14 protein-coding genes are annotated in these 13365 nt (G+C 45.3%); 6 read left to right on the top strand and 8 right to left on the bottom strand.

Annotated features, from left to right (window positions below):
* The first annotated feature begins 88 nt into the window (after positions 1–88).
* Positions 89–853 (top strand): ABC transporter substrate-binding protein, encoded by a 765-nt coding sequence (locus FLM48_RS15790; protein ID WP_179025287.1) that lies wholly within the window; start codon positions 89–91, stop codon positions 851–853.
* Positions 854–860: 7 nt separating this feature from the next.
* Here the strand turns inward: FLM48_RS15790 and FLM48_RS15785 are convergent, their stop codons facing one another.
* Together FLM48_RS15785 and FLM48_RS15780 are read right to left on the bottom strand one after the other, a co-directional pair.
* Positions 861–1805: a ketopantoate reductase family protein gene (locus FLM48_RS15785; protein ID WP_179025286.1), complete on the bottom strand. Its 945-nt coding sequence runs from the start codon at positions 1803–1805 to the stop codon at positions 861–863.
* A gap of 8 nt (positions 1806–1813) precedes the next feature.
* Positions 1814–2188 (bottom strand): VanZ family protein, encoded by a 375-nt coding sequence (locus FLM48_RS15780; protein WP_028775220.1) that lies wholly within the window; start codon positions 2186–2188, stop codon positions 1814–1816.
* Between the two features lie 159 nt (positions 2189–2347).
* On the opposite strand from FLM48_RS15780, the gene FLM48_RS15775 reads away from it, so the two are divergent.
* Positions 2348–2833, top strand: coding sequence for a YajQ family cyclic di-GMP-binding protein (locus FLM48_RS15775; RefSeq protein ID WP_179025285.1), 486 nt, complete (start codon positions 2348–2350; stop codon positions 2831–2833).
* Between the two features lie 424 nt (positions 2834–3257).
* On the opposite strand, the gene FLM48_RS15770 is transcribed toward FLM48_RS15775, so the two are convergent.
* The 6 genes from FLM48_RS15770 to FLM48_RS15745 all read right to left on the bottom strand — a co-directional run bounded on the left by FLM48_RS15770 (position 3258) and on the right by FLM48_RS15745 (position 8223).
* Entirely contained in the window at positions 3258–4685 is a 1428-nt protein-coding gene (locus tag FLM48_RS15770) for an MFS transporter (protein ID WP_179025284.1), read from the bottom strand.
* A gap of 128 nt (positions 4686–4813) precedes the next feature.
* Entirely contained in the window at positions 4814–5143 is a 330-nt protein-coding gene (locus FLM48_RS15765) for a hypothetical protein (RefSeq protein WP_028775216.1), read from the bottom strand.
* Positions 5144–5287: 144 nt separating this feature from the next.
* Positions 5288–5869: a peptidylprolyl isomerase gene (locus tag FLM48_RS15760; RefSeq protein ID WP_179025283.1), complete on the bottom strand. Its 582-nt coding sequence runs from the start codon at positions 5867–5869 to the stop codon at positions 5288–5290.
* A gap of 40 nt (positions 5870–5909) precedes the next feature.
* Complete coding sequence (locus FLM48_RS15755) at positions 5910–6479, bottom strand: YajG family lipoprotein (protein WP_028775214.1); 570 nt, start codon at positions 6477–6479, stop codon at positions 5910–5912.
* Between the two features lie 115 nt (positions 6480–6594).
* Positions 6595–7167: a porin family protein gene (locus FLM48_RS15750; protein ID WP_179025282.1), complete on the bottom strand. Its 573-nt coding sequence runs from the start codon at positions 7165–7167 to the stop codon at positions 6595–6597.
* A gap of 126 nt (positions 7168–7293) precedes the next feature.
* Positions 7294–8223: a LysR family transcriptional regulator gene (locus tag FLM48_RS15745; RefSeq protein ID WP_256870950.1), complete on the bottom strand. Its 930-nt coding sequence runs from the start codon at positions 8221–8223 to the stop codon at positions 7294–7296.
* 183 nt (positions 8224–8406) lie between these two features.
* On the opposite strand from FLM48_RS15745, the gene FLM48_RS15740 reads away from it, so the two are divergent.
* The 4 genes from FLM48_RS15740 (at position 8407) to FLM48_RS15725 (ending at position 13281) form a co-directional block, all read left to right on the top strand.
* On the top strand, positions 8407–9417 hold the full coding sequence (locus FLM48_RS15740; RefSeq protein WP_179025280.1) for a DUF2804 domain-containing protein: 1011 nt from the start codon (positions 8407–8409) through the stop codon (positions 9415–9417).
* 65 nt (positions 9418–9482) lie between these two features.
* Entirely contained in the window at positions 9483–10352 is an 870-nt protein-coding gene (locus FLM48_RS15735; RefSeq protein ID WP_179025279.1) for a sterol desaturase family protein, read from the top strand.
* 154 nt (positions 10353–10506) lie between these two features.
* A complete protein-coding gene (locus FLM48_RS15730; RefSeq protein ID WP_179025278.1) occupies positions 10507–12054 on the top strand; it encodes a winged helix-turn-helix domain-containing protein in 1548 nt (515 codons plus the stop codon).
* Between the two features lie 96 nt (positions 12055–12150).
* Positions 12151–13281 (top strand): DUF4405 domain-containing protein, encoded by a 1131-nt coding sequence (locus FLM48_RS15725; protein WP_028775209.1) that lies wholly within the window; start codon positions 12151–12153, stop codon positions 13279–13281.
* Positions 13282–13365 lie beyond the last annotated feature (84 nt).

The following is a 13365-nucleotide window of genomic DNA, read 5'->3' as shown; positions in this document are numbered from 1 at the left end:
ACTATAGCCAGTCACGTCACCATCGGATGTCTTCTTCGTTTTGCAGATGAACAACAACGCCCTTAAATTAGCCAAAAGTTGTCTCGGTATGACCCTATTGGCTAGTGCCACATTGCCTGCCTTTGCTTCAGCTGGTGAAACTGCCGCAGCGCCAGTTGGCGCCAATATAATCAAAGTAGCGGCAACTGATTGGTGTCCACAAATGTGCGAAAATGGCACCCAGTCGGGCTATATCTTAGATGTCACCCAAGCGGTATTTGCGCAAAGTGATTACCAACTTGTTGTTGAATATTTCCCGTGGACTCGGGCTGTGCGTCTGACCGAGCAAGGGCAATTTGATCTCTTGTTAGGCCCAACTAAAACAGAAGCGCCAAATTTGCGTTTTCCTGTTACGCCTGTTGGACAGCAGAAGATGTGCTTTTTCACCAAGGCTGATTCAAATTGGCGATATCAGGGAGTTGAGTCGCTGCAAGGGCAGCAAATTGGGGTGATTTTAGATGCGTCATTGGGTGAAATTAATGACTACAAACAGGCAAATCCGCATCAATTCCAAGTTCTCAGCCAGCCAACTACATACCTTAAGCAAAGTATAGGTAAGCTGCGGCTCAGTCGAATTGACAGCTTTTTGTTTACTCAAATAGCCGTGGAGTACGAGCTAGCTCAGCAAAATGCCCAAGATGAATTTATTAATGCGGGTTGTGTGGCGGCAGAAAATATCTATGTGGCTTTTTCGCCTAAGATGGCGGCAGCGAAATTGCAGCAGGTGATGACTGTTTTTGATAAACGTATGGCGGAGTTGCAACGCCAAAACGCTATCAAGCCTATTATGCAGGACTACGGCTTATCATATTAATGCTGGTTTATTTCGAAGCTTGCTTATAGCCATTTTGCAGTGAGCGAATACGAGCTACCATAGTGTCATTTTCATTGGCATTTAAACCATAGTGTTTGGCTTTGGCGGCGACATAGCCGTTAATCGCATCAATTTCAGTGATACGTTCAAAGCTAATATCTTGCAACATGGATGAGCGGTTGTTAGCGGTTAAGTCAATCACCGCATAAATGCGCTCTAGTAGGTGAGTAAGCTCAAGTTCAATCCCATCTGCTGCGGCCACCGTGATGACCTCTTCAGTTAACTTATTGATGGTACTTCTGTATTTCTCATCGATTAACTCGCCATTGCAACACAAATTAATCGCGCTAAGCGGGTTGATTGCCACATTCACAGCCAGCTTTTGCCACAAAAAAGGCAATATAGGCTCGCACCATTGGCTGTTTGCTATAGACAGTAATCGTGACTTTATCGCATTTGGCATTAGCGGTCCGACATAGTGACCGATTTGCGTCTTGCCATCGCCAGTTTTCTCTACTTGCCATTGATTATGCAATAAAGCGCCTTGGGACGTGGTACCTAGACTAAGCCCGCGGCCTTGCAGTTGTGATTCAACGACTTCATGGGGACCTAAACCATTGTGCATTAGCAAAATATGACATTGAGGCGGCAGCATCGCTATCAGTGGTCGCAATGCATCGACGACTTGGTAGGCTTTAACTGTAACGATGAGCAGCTTAACGTGTGCTAATGAGACTTGCTGCGCTGTTATTTGGCTTACGCTGGCAAGTGGGCATAGGTAAGGCGTGCTGCTTTGCCCTTGCTTGAAGGTAAGCGTTTGCTGATGGTTTTGCTGAGTGTTGCCTCTGTTAATCAGTAGCGGGGTAGAGTCATTACTGCGCAGCTGATAAGCGAATGATTGGCCAATTGCGCCAGCGCCTAAAATGGCAATGTCGGTCTTGGGGGTAAACATGACTGTGCTCACTTTTCTTGATCGCCCGAGCGAATTTTACCCGCTCGGATATAACGGCTAGCGAGCCAGTAACATAGCATGAAGGCTGCCACACCCATCATATCAGCAACAAAATCGGCAAAGGAGGCACTACGGTAAGGCAGTCGAGATTGCACTAACTCAATCAAGGCCGCATAGCCGGCTAACACTGTCACTAAGGTAAGCCATTTTAACTTGAAGGCGAAGTGGGTCAAAAATGCCAGGCCAAAAAAACTTCCAAAATGGCCGACTTTATCCATATTGCTAAACAGCTGTGGATAGTTAGGCTTTGAGAACACCAAATAGCTGATCACAACTACGGCGAAAAGAAAGGCGATTTTGAAATATTTCTGCTGAGACTTCACTGTTAACTATGATTATTTTCATTTACTCAATCATAGGTAAATGGGCGGCTAATGTCACCCATAATTGTTGTTGGCTCAGGTCTGAATGTTGATTGCCCATCGCCATTCGCGCAGGTAAAATAGTCGCAATTATGATTGGGTTAAAATAAGGGTAATGTTATGCCATCAATGGATATTGTATCTGAAGTCAATGAAGTGGAATTGAGAAACGCGGTAGATAATACTAAGCGTGAACTGGATAGCCGTTTTGACTTTCGCGGCGTTGAGACTGACATTGTCTACAAAGACCATCAAGTAAGCTTGTCATCAGAGTCTGATTTTCAGTGTCAACAGATGGTAGACATGCTACGCAATCAGCTTAGTAAACGTAACGTTGATCCCGCTTCTATGGATGTGGCTGATAAAGCCGTGCATAGCGGCAAGACATTTTCAATTAAAGTGACCTTCAAAGAAGGTATTGAAAGCTTGGTTGCAAAGAAGTTGGTCAAGCTGATTAAAGACAGCAAGCTAAAAGTGCAAGCGGCGATTCAAGGTGATTCTATCCGTGTGACGGGTAAAAAGCGTGATGATTTACAACGCGTCATGGGTATTGCCCGAGAGTCAGATTTGGGACAACCATTTCAGTTTAATAATTTTCGCGATTGATTCATATTGCTAAATACTAATAATTTAAGGGCTACCAATTTGGTAGCCCTTTGTTTTACAAGTTACTCTTTAAGCTTGCTAATCTCTTCGTTAACCTCATAGCCCTTATCGGTGATGATTTTTTCTAACACCACTAACCGGTGTTGAATGCTAGTGACTTCATCGATCAATTTCATCTTATCACTACACTCTATTTTCGCTTCAAGTTGCTTAATGCGAAATCGGTATTTGAAAGAGTCTGCGCCAAAAATAGCAAATCACTATTTTTAGTGTTTGATTTTTATGTTGTTTTTAAGTTGGCTTGACCTAAGTTAGTCGTCAAGATTTAAACTGATTATCCATAATCATTATTGGTTGGCGAATTTGACCATCAGTGTTCAGCCATAATCTTTATCGCAGTTTATTGGCCGCATCGTTATTGAGCTTAGCCATTACTTGCTTGCGACTCATTGCTGTGGTCATGGTTTACCTGTGTATCTCGGTTTGGCTTAGGCACATATTTATCCACTAACCATACCAAGGCGATGACAGGAAAACCAATCAAGCTAGCACCAATAAAGAACGTAACATAGTCATAGGCGTCAATGACCGCCCCAGAAAACCCAGCAACAAACTTAGGGAACAACAACATAATTGAGGATAAAAGCGCGTATTGCGTCGCACTGAAGCCATCACTGGTTAAACTGGAGAGATAAGCGATAAATGCCGCGGTAGCAATTCCGGCACTGAAGTTATCGACAGAAATGGCTAAGGTTAAGAATGGCACGTTATAACCAATCATTGCTTGATAGGCGAACAATAAATTGGTCGTCGCTACTAAAAATGCACCAAGCAGCAAAATTTTCATCGTACCGTAGCGAGCGACCAGCAGGCCGCCAGCACCTGCGCCGACTAAGGTCATAATCAGGCCATAGACTTTGCTTAAGGTGGCTATCTCTGTTTTAGAAAAGCCCATATCGACATAAAATACATTGGCCATAATTCCCATGACAATGTCAGAGATACGGTAAGTAGAGATGAGGACTAATATCAGTATCGCGTGCTTACCATAGCGTTTAAAGAAGTCTTTAAACGGCAGTACACAGGCTGTATTGAGCCACGAAAGTAATGCGGCCACCTTAGGTGGGTAATGGGCAAGGTATTGCTGTTTCAACTTGGCTTCAGCTACATCGGCATGCTGCACTTTTACCGTGGGCTCGGCGCTCATTAAGGTGGTAATTATACCTACGCCCATTAACCCTGCCATGACTAAATATGCGGTTTGCCAAGAAGCTAAATGATAGGCATCTGAGCTGGGTTCTACCCAAGCGGCGATAGTGAGCGCACCTGCGGTGGCAATAATCATCGCACTACGGTAACCGACTTGATACGCCGCGGCGAGAGCGGCCTGCATCTTGTCTGATGCTGATTCAATTCTAAATGCATCAATCACGATATCTTGAGTGGCGGAGGCGAAAGCAACGAGTAAGGCAAAAAATGCCATCATTTCCAAGTTTTGCAAAGGATCGCTTTGGCTCATACCAAGTATGGCCAATACCAGTAGTAATTGAGCAAACAGCATCCAACCACGTCGCCTACCGAGTAAGCGGGTGAAAATCGGTAAAGAGAGTCGGTCGACTAGTGGAGACCATGCCCACTTAAAGCCGTAAATCATCGCAACCCAGCTAAAATAGCCAATCGCGGTGCGGTCAACGCCGGCTTCCCTAAGCCAAAATGACAAGGTTGAGAATACCAACATGAGTGGTAAGCCCGCAGAGAAGCCTAACAGTAGTAACGATAACACGCGACGGTGTAGGTATATCGATAGCGCAGACTTAAAGTCAGTTAACCGTGATGAAATAGCTTGGGGCATTGGATGGATTCTGAAAGTAGCGTAAAGCTAGCTTAATACGGATACAGAGAAATGACTATAGCTTAGAAAAAGTTATTCATTTAAAACGTAAAAGCCCAGCACTCGGTGCCGGGCTTGGTCTTTACGGTTTACTCAGAGCTTGGTCTAATCCCTACACAGCCTGACGGGATGTTGCCACCTATACTGAGATAATCACAGCAGTCATCGATTTGCTTACGCAAAAATTGATTACCACGGATCATCCAGTCTGGCCAACGGTCAAAAGCATGTAGTAGGTGCCAGAACACTCGCTCTATATCGGTTTGCGCTTCACCCTGGTGGTTAAACTGCTGCCACTCTTCTAGGGTGTCCCATAGATATAGCTGGATCTCATTGAAATCGAGTTGATCGCTCAAGAACGCTTTCCCATATTGAGCCAGCTGGGGCGCTTTATTATCGATGAACTCATTAGGGGTCATCTTATCGCCTCCTTGCCAGTGCCATTTGAGTATAGTGCGGACTTGGAGTATTTGTTCAAAAGTTTACAAAAATGACCGTTCTCAATTGAGAACTATTATCATTTGTTCGATTTCAATGACCTAGTGAAAAACACTAGTGATTGCTTATCTTGCTAACAATGTTGCCTTGGTCAAAATGACATCTTCTACAGGGAAGTCAGGCCAATCCAGTTTGCTATTGTGTTCAGTGGTGACTATCGACATTGCTTCGAGCACTTCGAGTCCTTCAATCACTTCACCAAATACCGCATAACCCCACCGGCGAGATGATGGATCAAGATTGGTATTGTCGCCAACATTAAAGTAAAACTGGCTGGTGGCCGAGTGTGGATTGTTGTCGCGGGCCATGGCAATGGTGCCTAAACCATTGGATAAGCCATTACCTGACTCATTTACAATAGCGGCATTTTCAGGTCGGGCTTCTTTCTTTAAATCGAGCCCACCACCTTGCACAACAAACTCTGGGATGATGCGATGAAATAAGGTGTTGTCGTATTGGCCGGTCACTACGTAGGTGAGAAAGTTGTCCACGGTGATTGGAGCACGAGTGCGATTAAGTTCAACGATAATAGTGCCCATGCTGGTTTCTAATTTTACTTGGGGATACAGGGTATCCTCTTGAATATCGACAGCTTGAGCTAATGTGCTAATGGTTAATAATAAACAAGCGGTAAGCCAACGAGTCATAGGTTTTTCCTTGCTATATTCCGGTTGAGTCCAAAGGATATTATGGTTGAATAAACTGATTCAGCTCAGGGTCTTGCAGTATATCTCGGCTAAGATCTGCTATGAGCTGGTTAATCGCAAGTTCCATTTTGGCAAAGTCAGGGCTAAATGGTCCGCTGTGATTGTTTTTCGCGGTATAGCGCTTGGTCAGCGTGCGATTACGGCTGTTGTTAGCGATAACGTTGATCACCACCTCAGTGTTAGCTTCGTAACCAAAAGTGTTCTCGTTCACGTCTGCGAGCAATTTTTCCAGTTGGATTTGCACATGCTCTGTGGCGGAGGGATCAATCACATAACCGGCTTGACGAAACCCGTCTCTAAAAAGGCTATCGATTTGTTTGCGCGGTGTTTCACTTGGGCTGACCAATTTGGCTGCATCGTCACCTTTATGCATGCGCACGACAAAATTCGCTTTGCGGGTATCAATAGTTTCAATGGCAAGCCGTTGTGAAGACTGAGTTTGTACTTCAACATTTGGCGCCTGCGGCGACAGTGCGATATGAGTGGGCTGAGAGCTGGCACAGCCTGCTAATATCGCAATAGCAAAAAGTGGAAATAATCTTAATTTCATTATGTTAATTAATTGACGCAAATTTAATGATGCTCAGCATACCAGAATTGATGCCGCATGCCATAACCTGAATAGCGGCCCTTAGCAGCGAACTCTCGCTGGCACTATCGCTGATCTAAATCGGCCAATTAACCCCTACGTTGTAACTGCGCAAAGTCAGTTGGTTTAATGGGACGTGTTGATATTCGGCGCTGAGTTTCATGCCGCTATTGAAAGAAAATTGCCACCCAACAGCGCCATAAAACCCATGATCAGTATCTTTAACTTGGGTGCGAACGTCATCAATTTCAATGTCGTATTTGATCCATTGCTGGGTGAGGCCGGTTTTCAGGTAAAGACTATGACGATGGTTGAGCGGCACCTGGGTGATAAGGTTGCTTCTCACACCGTGATATTGCAAACGCTTAACGTCGGTCCATATGTCAGACAAAATACTGAACGCGCCGCCGCTGCCCGTGGTTGCCCCAACTTCAACACCGAAGTAATCGCTCAGCATATATCGATAGTAAATATCCGCGGTTAAACTATCGCTGAAATTGCGATTGATATTGTCTTGGGTTTCAAATTCATGAAAGCCATAGCCCATCGAGCCACCAACCGAATGGGCAGACTCCTGTGCTTGGCATAAAGGACTGAAGAGTATTGGTGCAGCGACCAATATAATGCGCGCTGAGGTTTTGAGTGACATTGCTATGAATTGGGCCGTGGTTAAAGCCGGTCAATATATCTTGGCAATCTTGTTTTAAGCTTAAATTTTAGCAATTGACTGCGGCTAAGCAATACGTTGCTTGTTTGGGTAATGTTTAGTCTGTGGTTATGTGCGCGCCGATGTGATTTGCGCAATGCAGTCGATTACTTGTTGATGCAGCCAAATGTGTAGCGGATGATTGCAGAGAGTGTGAGCCATAATCGAGGCGATATCAGAGTAGGGCACGGTGAGCTTTGGATCGATTTTTAGCGTTCTAAATTCACTGCCGAGTTTTTCAGCGGTATAGCGCGAGCAGGGACTGACCATATCAGAGTGCTTGATCGCTTCAAGTAGAATACTTAGTTGGTTGGTGCGCAGTGGCACTCGGGCATCGATGCCATACCTTCGCAGAATTTGCGCCACGATGGCACCATCTTCATTCCAGTTTGGGATAAGAAATGAGGCGATGTCATAGCGGCTAAAGTCTTCTATGAAAATCGTGTCTTGCTTTAATGGATGGTCTTTGCGGCAGATAAATACAAACTCATCGCTACCTATGGTTTGCTGGGTAAAGTGGCTAGATAAATGATAGGGCGAATAGTTTATCCCGAGATGAATTTTGCCATCGTTAAGTAATGCGCTAGAACTGTGTTCCCAGTTGAGGATATGCAGCTCCACATTGGGGGCCTGTTGGTTGATGCTAACAATGAGTGCTGGGGCTAACCACTGGGCGATAAAGCCATTAACAGCAATGGATAATTTGCCACTATATTGACTTGGTTCAAACACAGGCTTACCGCTAACAACATTATTGAGCATGCTCATCGCGGCAGGCAGTTGCACGGCAAGCTCTTGCGCTTTAGAAGTGGGTTTGAGTCCGTGTGCTTCTCTGATAAATAGCTCATCAGAAAAATGTTCACGCAGACGTCCTAAGGCGCGGCTGACCGCAGGTTGGCTAAGATGTAATCGCTCAGCAGCTTTCTTGGTACTTTGTACCTCCAAAAGCATGCTTAGCACTTTAAGTAAATTGAGGTCGAGGTCTTTGCTCACGGCCATGGGCTAACAGAATTGAATTTTAACTAGATTATCTGAATCTTAGTCAGATTGCATCTTAGCGACGCGGCTGCAGTTTTCCTGCTGGGCAATAGGCTGAATTTTTTCTTTAAACTTGGTGGTTTAACCGCTAGAGTAAAAGTTCAACTGTTAACGAAATGTATCTAGGCTAGGTTTGAAAGTGTCATGATAAAAACGCAACGCGCTCCCCAAGAGTTGATAACCTCAGGTAAGCCCGAGTTTGGCCATTTTGACGGCATCGTCAAGCAACTAGCTGTCGACAAGTTTCAATACTTTTCTGAAATGGATACCCCGCGTTCTGGCCTAGCTAAACATTTTGCCTATAAGCAGTTTCAGTTTATCGCCATTACGACACCGCGTTATATGATTGGCGTCGCCCTGGCCGATATTCGCTATGTTGGATCAAGCTTTTGTTATGTGTATGACATCAAGGCCAATAAGTTAGTTGAGCATAACTTCTTAAGGCCGCTGGGTTTGGGCTACACCATGACTGACTCACCATACAGTGGCCGCTCATCGATTGCTGGTGGCAAGGTGGCCTTTGTTATTGAAGATGGCCTCTGGCAATTAACCCTTAATATGAAACATATTCAGGCTGACTTGCGGTTAACCCCGTTAGCGCTCAGTTTACCTATGGCTGTGTGTACCCCAACGGGTTACAGCGGCTGGACTTACACTCAAAAGCATAATGGCCTCAAGGTATCCGGTACTTTGACCATTGAACATGAGCCGCAACCATTGAATCAGGCATTAGGAGGCTATGATTTTTCGGCTGGATTTATGCGCCGCGAAACCAGTTGGCGATGGGCCAGTATTAATGGCCGAATAGCAGATAAAATCATAGGTCTTAATTTGGCCGCTGGTGTTAACGAAACCGGCAGTAATGAAAATGTATTTTGGGTCGACGGTGAAAGGCATCTGTTAGGCGCAGTTCATTTTGAGTTTGAGCGCCATAATCGTGATAGCGATTGGCGTGTCTTTAGCGACGATGGCAGGGTTGACTTGCAGTTTATGCCGCATAATTGCCGCAAAGAGAAACTTAACTTGGTGCTATTGAAAAGTAACTTTAGGCAATACATCGGCACCTTTTCTGGCACCATCACAGACACCAAAGGCTGCGAGCATCAAATCAGTAACGTGTTAGGCCTAACGGAAGATCATTTTGCCAAGTGGTAGGCGTAATTATCACATTTAAACAGCCTGATTGATAAAGACAATAATAAGTATTAAGGATGATAAAGATGGATTTTAATGCGCTCATTCAGCACCCTGAAGTGTTACTTTTAGTGCTAGCACCGATATTTTTCGCCTGTATTGTGCTGGAATGGTATTTCGGTGACAAACGCAATAAATTACCGCTTAATGCCCGTTATCATCTGCCCGAAGTGGTGTGTAATTTTGTCCTTGCTGGCATGCATCAGCTTACCGATATTTTAACCGGCTTGTTGATTGCGGCAATCTATCTGCAATTTTTTGATTGGCGCTTGTTTGATATTCAAATGACCGTAGCCACCTTTATCTTATTGATGGTTGCGCAAGATTTTTGTTATTACTGGTTTCATCGAGCAAGCCATAAAATTCGCTGGATGTGGGCTGCGCATGTGGCACATCATAGTTCAGAGAATATGAACTTTAGCACTGCTTTTAGGCAGAGTTTAATGTATCCGCTTGCTGGTATGTGGCTGTTTTGGCTACCGCTAGTCATTGTCGGCTTTGACCCCAACTGGGTGGTGTTTGTGGTGCTGCTCAATTTGGGGCTGCAGTTTTTTGTGCATACCCAAGCCATCAAAAGTTTAGGGATACTCGAATGGGTATTAAATACGCCATCACACCACCGTGTTCATCATGGCCGTAATCCGCAATATATCGATAAAAACTATGCGGGTATTTTGATCATATGGGATCGCTTATTCGGAACTTTTGAGCCAGAAGTAGAGACCGTGGAATATGGCATCACCAAGCCGGTAAACAGTTTTAATCCACTGGTGGTGACCTTTGCTGAATGGCGCGATATGTTTTATGAGGTCCGTCAGCCTAACTTAAGCTTCAAACAGCGTTTTCAAATACTGTTTTCTGCCCCCCAAACTCAGCCGCATGATGAAGGACGATAGGCTGTTTTTTAAATAATATCAGTGGTTTATTTGTTGGTTGGCTGGCGAGAGCTCAACGCGGCAGGGTAAAGTGAGTGGTCGGTGATGTTTTAATTTTGTGTCAGCTACTTTACTATTCAATCACTTAGTTGAGTTTGAAAGCAGGGAAAGCTCATTGAACAGTCATTATCAAGGTGAAGGCTTTTTTATCGATTGCCAACAACGGCAGATCGATTTTGGCGATAGACAGGTTGAAGTCAGACCTAAAACCTTGGCGTTAATGTTGGCACTGATCGAATCACAGCAACAGGTTTGCAGTAAGTCGCAATTATTGGACGAGGTTTGGGATGATGTCTGTTGTGATGAACAGGTATTATTTCAAACTATCAGTGAAATTCGGCGTGTATTTGGCACCATAAAAGTGGTGCAAACTCATCCCCGTAAGGGTTATGCCTGGATAGCACCGCTAAACAAGGTCGCCATACCCTCAGCCCAAGCGGTAGAAAGCGACCCGGTAAAAGAGCCAAAGCCGCTGGTGATGTTAGAACCACTGCCGAGTGTTATGCCTCGCGATAATCAAGTTCACACAGCAAAGAACCATCCGCAACGTATTAATCAATTGGCCGTGTATGGTTTTGCTATGGCCTGCGTCATTGTGGCGGCGATCTATTGGTTTCAACAATCGCGGAGCAGCGAGCCGCAGGTCACTGATGGCACAGTGATTATTCTACCTGTGCATAATCAAGTTTCCGGACAGGACCATAACTGGGTGCCACTTGGGGCAATGGAGCAACTGATTGGAAAGCTCAATCACCGTGCCAAGGTGATGGATATCAGCTACGTACTTGGGCTCAGTGACAGTTTGTCTTTATCTCAGGGCTTTGGTACTCAGCCCATGACGCCAGTGTTCAACCGTTCTGGGGCGGATGTGGTCGTAGAAACTGAGCTCAATGGCACTACACGCCAATACCACTTAGCCTATAAGCTGCATCTGCGCCAAGACATTAAAAAAGGCGTCATATTTAGTGAAACGGTGGATGATGCCCTCAATCAACTCGCTCAGCGGATCAAGCCCTATATTGACGACGGCCAGTCGGCATTACGGCTCGACTATCAAAGTGAGCTTAGTCATGCATTGGTATTTGAAGCGTTATCATTATATCGGCAACAGCAGTTTGCTGATGCGCAAAAAATGCTAGCCAGTATTGCAACGCTAATGCCAGATAATGCCCGTATTCGTCTGCTTTCAGCGCAGTGGTATGTCGAGCAGCATCAGTATGATGCAGCACGCAAACAGATAGACCTGGCTTTGAGTCACACGGGTAAAGATGACAGTCTCCATGGGCAGCTGTACTACTGGCAAGCTCGTGCGCTGCAAACGAGCGCGATTGAGGCGGCGTTAAATGCGCTGCAGTTATCGATAAACGCCAGTGAGCAAGTAAATGATCTGCTTTTTAGTGCCTATGCTCATGAGTTACAAGGCTTGATGTTGCAGCAACAGCAACATTTCGATGCCGCAGAGCAGGCGATGCAAAAAGCGCTGCGGTTTCATCAACAGATCCTCTGCCCCATGGGAACCAGCAGTGTAAAGCTGATGCTAGCTAAATTGCATTTAGCCCAGGATCAGCTGAGCCAAGCTCGCCATTATCGTGATGCTGCTAAAGGCCATATCACCCAGCAGTCTTTGCCAATAGCTATACCTGAAAGCCTAGTTAATATCTGATAAATAACAATTTTAGAAAGTTTTAGAAAGTTTTTGAGGTGTTTGTGTTCCGTCGCTGTAAAGCTGGATGCATCATTCACTGATTAAAGACTTTATATGTTTTCTAAATGGATTAACTGGCGCGCCTTAGTGGGAATCACTCTATTTTGCTGCCTTGTGGTGATGCTATTCACCTCTTTATTGATGTTCACTCAGCGTCATAACACGCTTATTGCGATGCTGCATACTGTAATGGGCAGTGCTTTGTTGTTAATGCTTGCTTGGCACCTGTTTTATAACTGGGCACCGCTTAAAAACTACTTCAGTGTGCGCAACATGGGCACCAAAGCCCGCAGTAAATACTCTATGCCAGTGACCGTGATTCTGGCTAGCGCAATGACCTTGGCCACTTTGATGAGCTTGCCGCCATTTAGCTCTTTTTACCAATGGGGCTTGACCATGCGCAGCAGCGACCTAGCGGCGCAGAGTACTGATGTTAGCTACTTAGTGTTAGATCGTAGCCAACAAGCTAGTGACAGTGCGCCTAAGCTAGCGGTTGAATTTACCGCAGGTGCGGCTTTTCAATGGCCACAATACGCTATCTGGTTAGAAACCCTCGAGGGTGATCTGGTTCAGCCTATTTATGTCACCAGCAAGCTGGCAGAAAATCGTTTTGCCAATCGTGTGGCCCAGCGCGATAAGGGAGTGGTGTTTACGGCGAACCCGTTTGAGCAACCTGGATACCAACTACAAGATGACTTTGACCTTGTCGTTGAACCTGAGAGTCAATCAAGCCGCTTTCGTACTGAATCTTTGCCTGTATTTCTGCATAAGTTAGCCGAACTCAATGGCGGTGAATATGTTCCAGAGAATGGCAAAAAACTGGTGGCTGATGCCTATAGCGGCGCGACAATGAGCAGTAACTTTATATTGCGTAGTGCCTTGGAGCAGCCGCTAAGCGGTCAATATCGGTTACGCATGGAGCTGAATCAGTCATTCGACTTTAATGAGTATTACTCAAGCGATCGTTTTCCCGAGGATGAGATATATTCCGGCAGTGGTTTTAGTGCGCAGCCTTCTATTGTGTATGAGGCCATCGTCAACTTAGATAACCGCGAAGAGTTTGTCAGTATGAAGCGAGTTGGGCGTGGGCACCACTCAGGAAGAGATGGCGCAGTTTACCCAGACTTGCAGGGAATGACCTCTGCCTTAAAGCTGGTGGATAGGGTGTTGGTGCATATCGAATAAAGCCGTTATACAAAAGGGGCAATACGCCCCTTTTGTTGCTTGAACACTTTTTGTTATTAGCAAGTTGTCTGTTACGTGAACAGG

The organism is Shewanella sp. Scap07, from assembly GCF_013394145.1.
Lineage (GTDB): Bacteria > Pseudomonadota > Gammaproteobacteria > Enterobacterales > Shewanellaceae > Shewanella > Shewanella waksmanii.
The sequence above is the reverse complement of the archived record's forward strand: the minus strand, read 5'-3'. Positions and strand labels throughout refer to the sequence as shown.

Bases quoted from the DNA above. Each gene is read 5' to 3' on its own strand.
- FLM48_RS15790 (WP_179025287.1), top strand. From the start codon at position 89: ATGACCCTATTGGCTAGTGCCACATTGCCTGCCTTTGCTTCAGCTGGT.
- FLM48_RS15785 (WP_179025286.1), bottom strand. From the start codon at position 1,805: ATGTTTACCCCCAAGACCGACATTGCCATTTTAGGCGCTGGCGCAATT.
- FLM48_RS15775 (WP_179025285.1), top strand. From the start codon at position 2,348: ATGCCATCAATGGATATTGTATCTGAAGTCAATGAAGTGGAATTGAGA.
- FLM48_RS15770 (WP_179025284.1), bottom strand. From the start codon at position 4,685: ATGCCCCAAGCTATTTCATCACGGTTAACTGACTTTAAGTCTGCGCTA.
- FLM48_RS15765 (WP_028775216.1), bottom strand. From the start codon at position 5,143: ATGACCCCTAATGAGTTCATCGATAATAAAGCGCCCCAGCTGGCTCAA.
- FLM48_RS15760 (WP_179025283.1), bottom strand. From the start codon at position 5,869: ATGACTCGTTGGCTTACCGCTTGTTTATTATTAACCATTAGCACATTA.
- FLM48_RS15755 (WP_028775214.1), bottom strand. From the start codon at position 6,479: ATGAAATTAAGATTATTTCCACTTTTTGCTATTGCGATATTAGCAGGC.
- FLM48_RS15750 (WP_179025282.1), bottom strand. From the start codon at position 7,167: ATGTCACTCAAAACCTCAGCGCGCATTATATTGGTCGCTGCACCAATA.
- FLM48_RS15745 (WP_256870950.1), bottom strand. From the start codon at position 8,223: ATGGCCGTGAGCAAAGACCTCGACCTCAATTTACTTAAAGTGCTAAGC.
- FLM48_RS15740 (WP_179025280.1), top strand. From the start codon at position 8,407: ATGATAAAAACGCAACGCGCTCCCCAAGAGTTGATAACCTCAGGTAAG.
- FLM48_RS15735 (WP_179025279.1), top strand. From the start codon at position 9,483: ATGGATTTTAATGCGCTCATTCAGCACCCTGAAGTGTTACTTTTAGTG.
- FLM48_RS15725 (WP_028775209.1), top strand. From the start codon at position 12,151: ATGTTTTCTAAATGGATTAACTGGCGCGCCTTAGTGGGAATCACTCTA.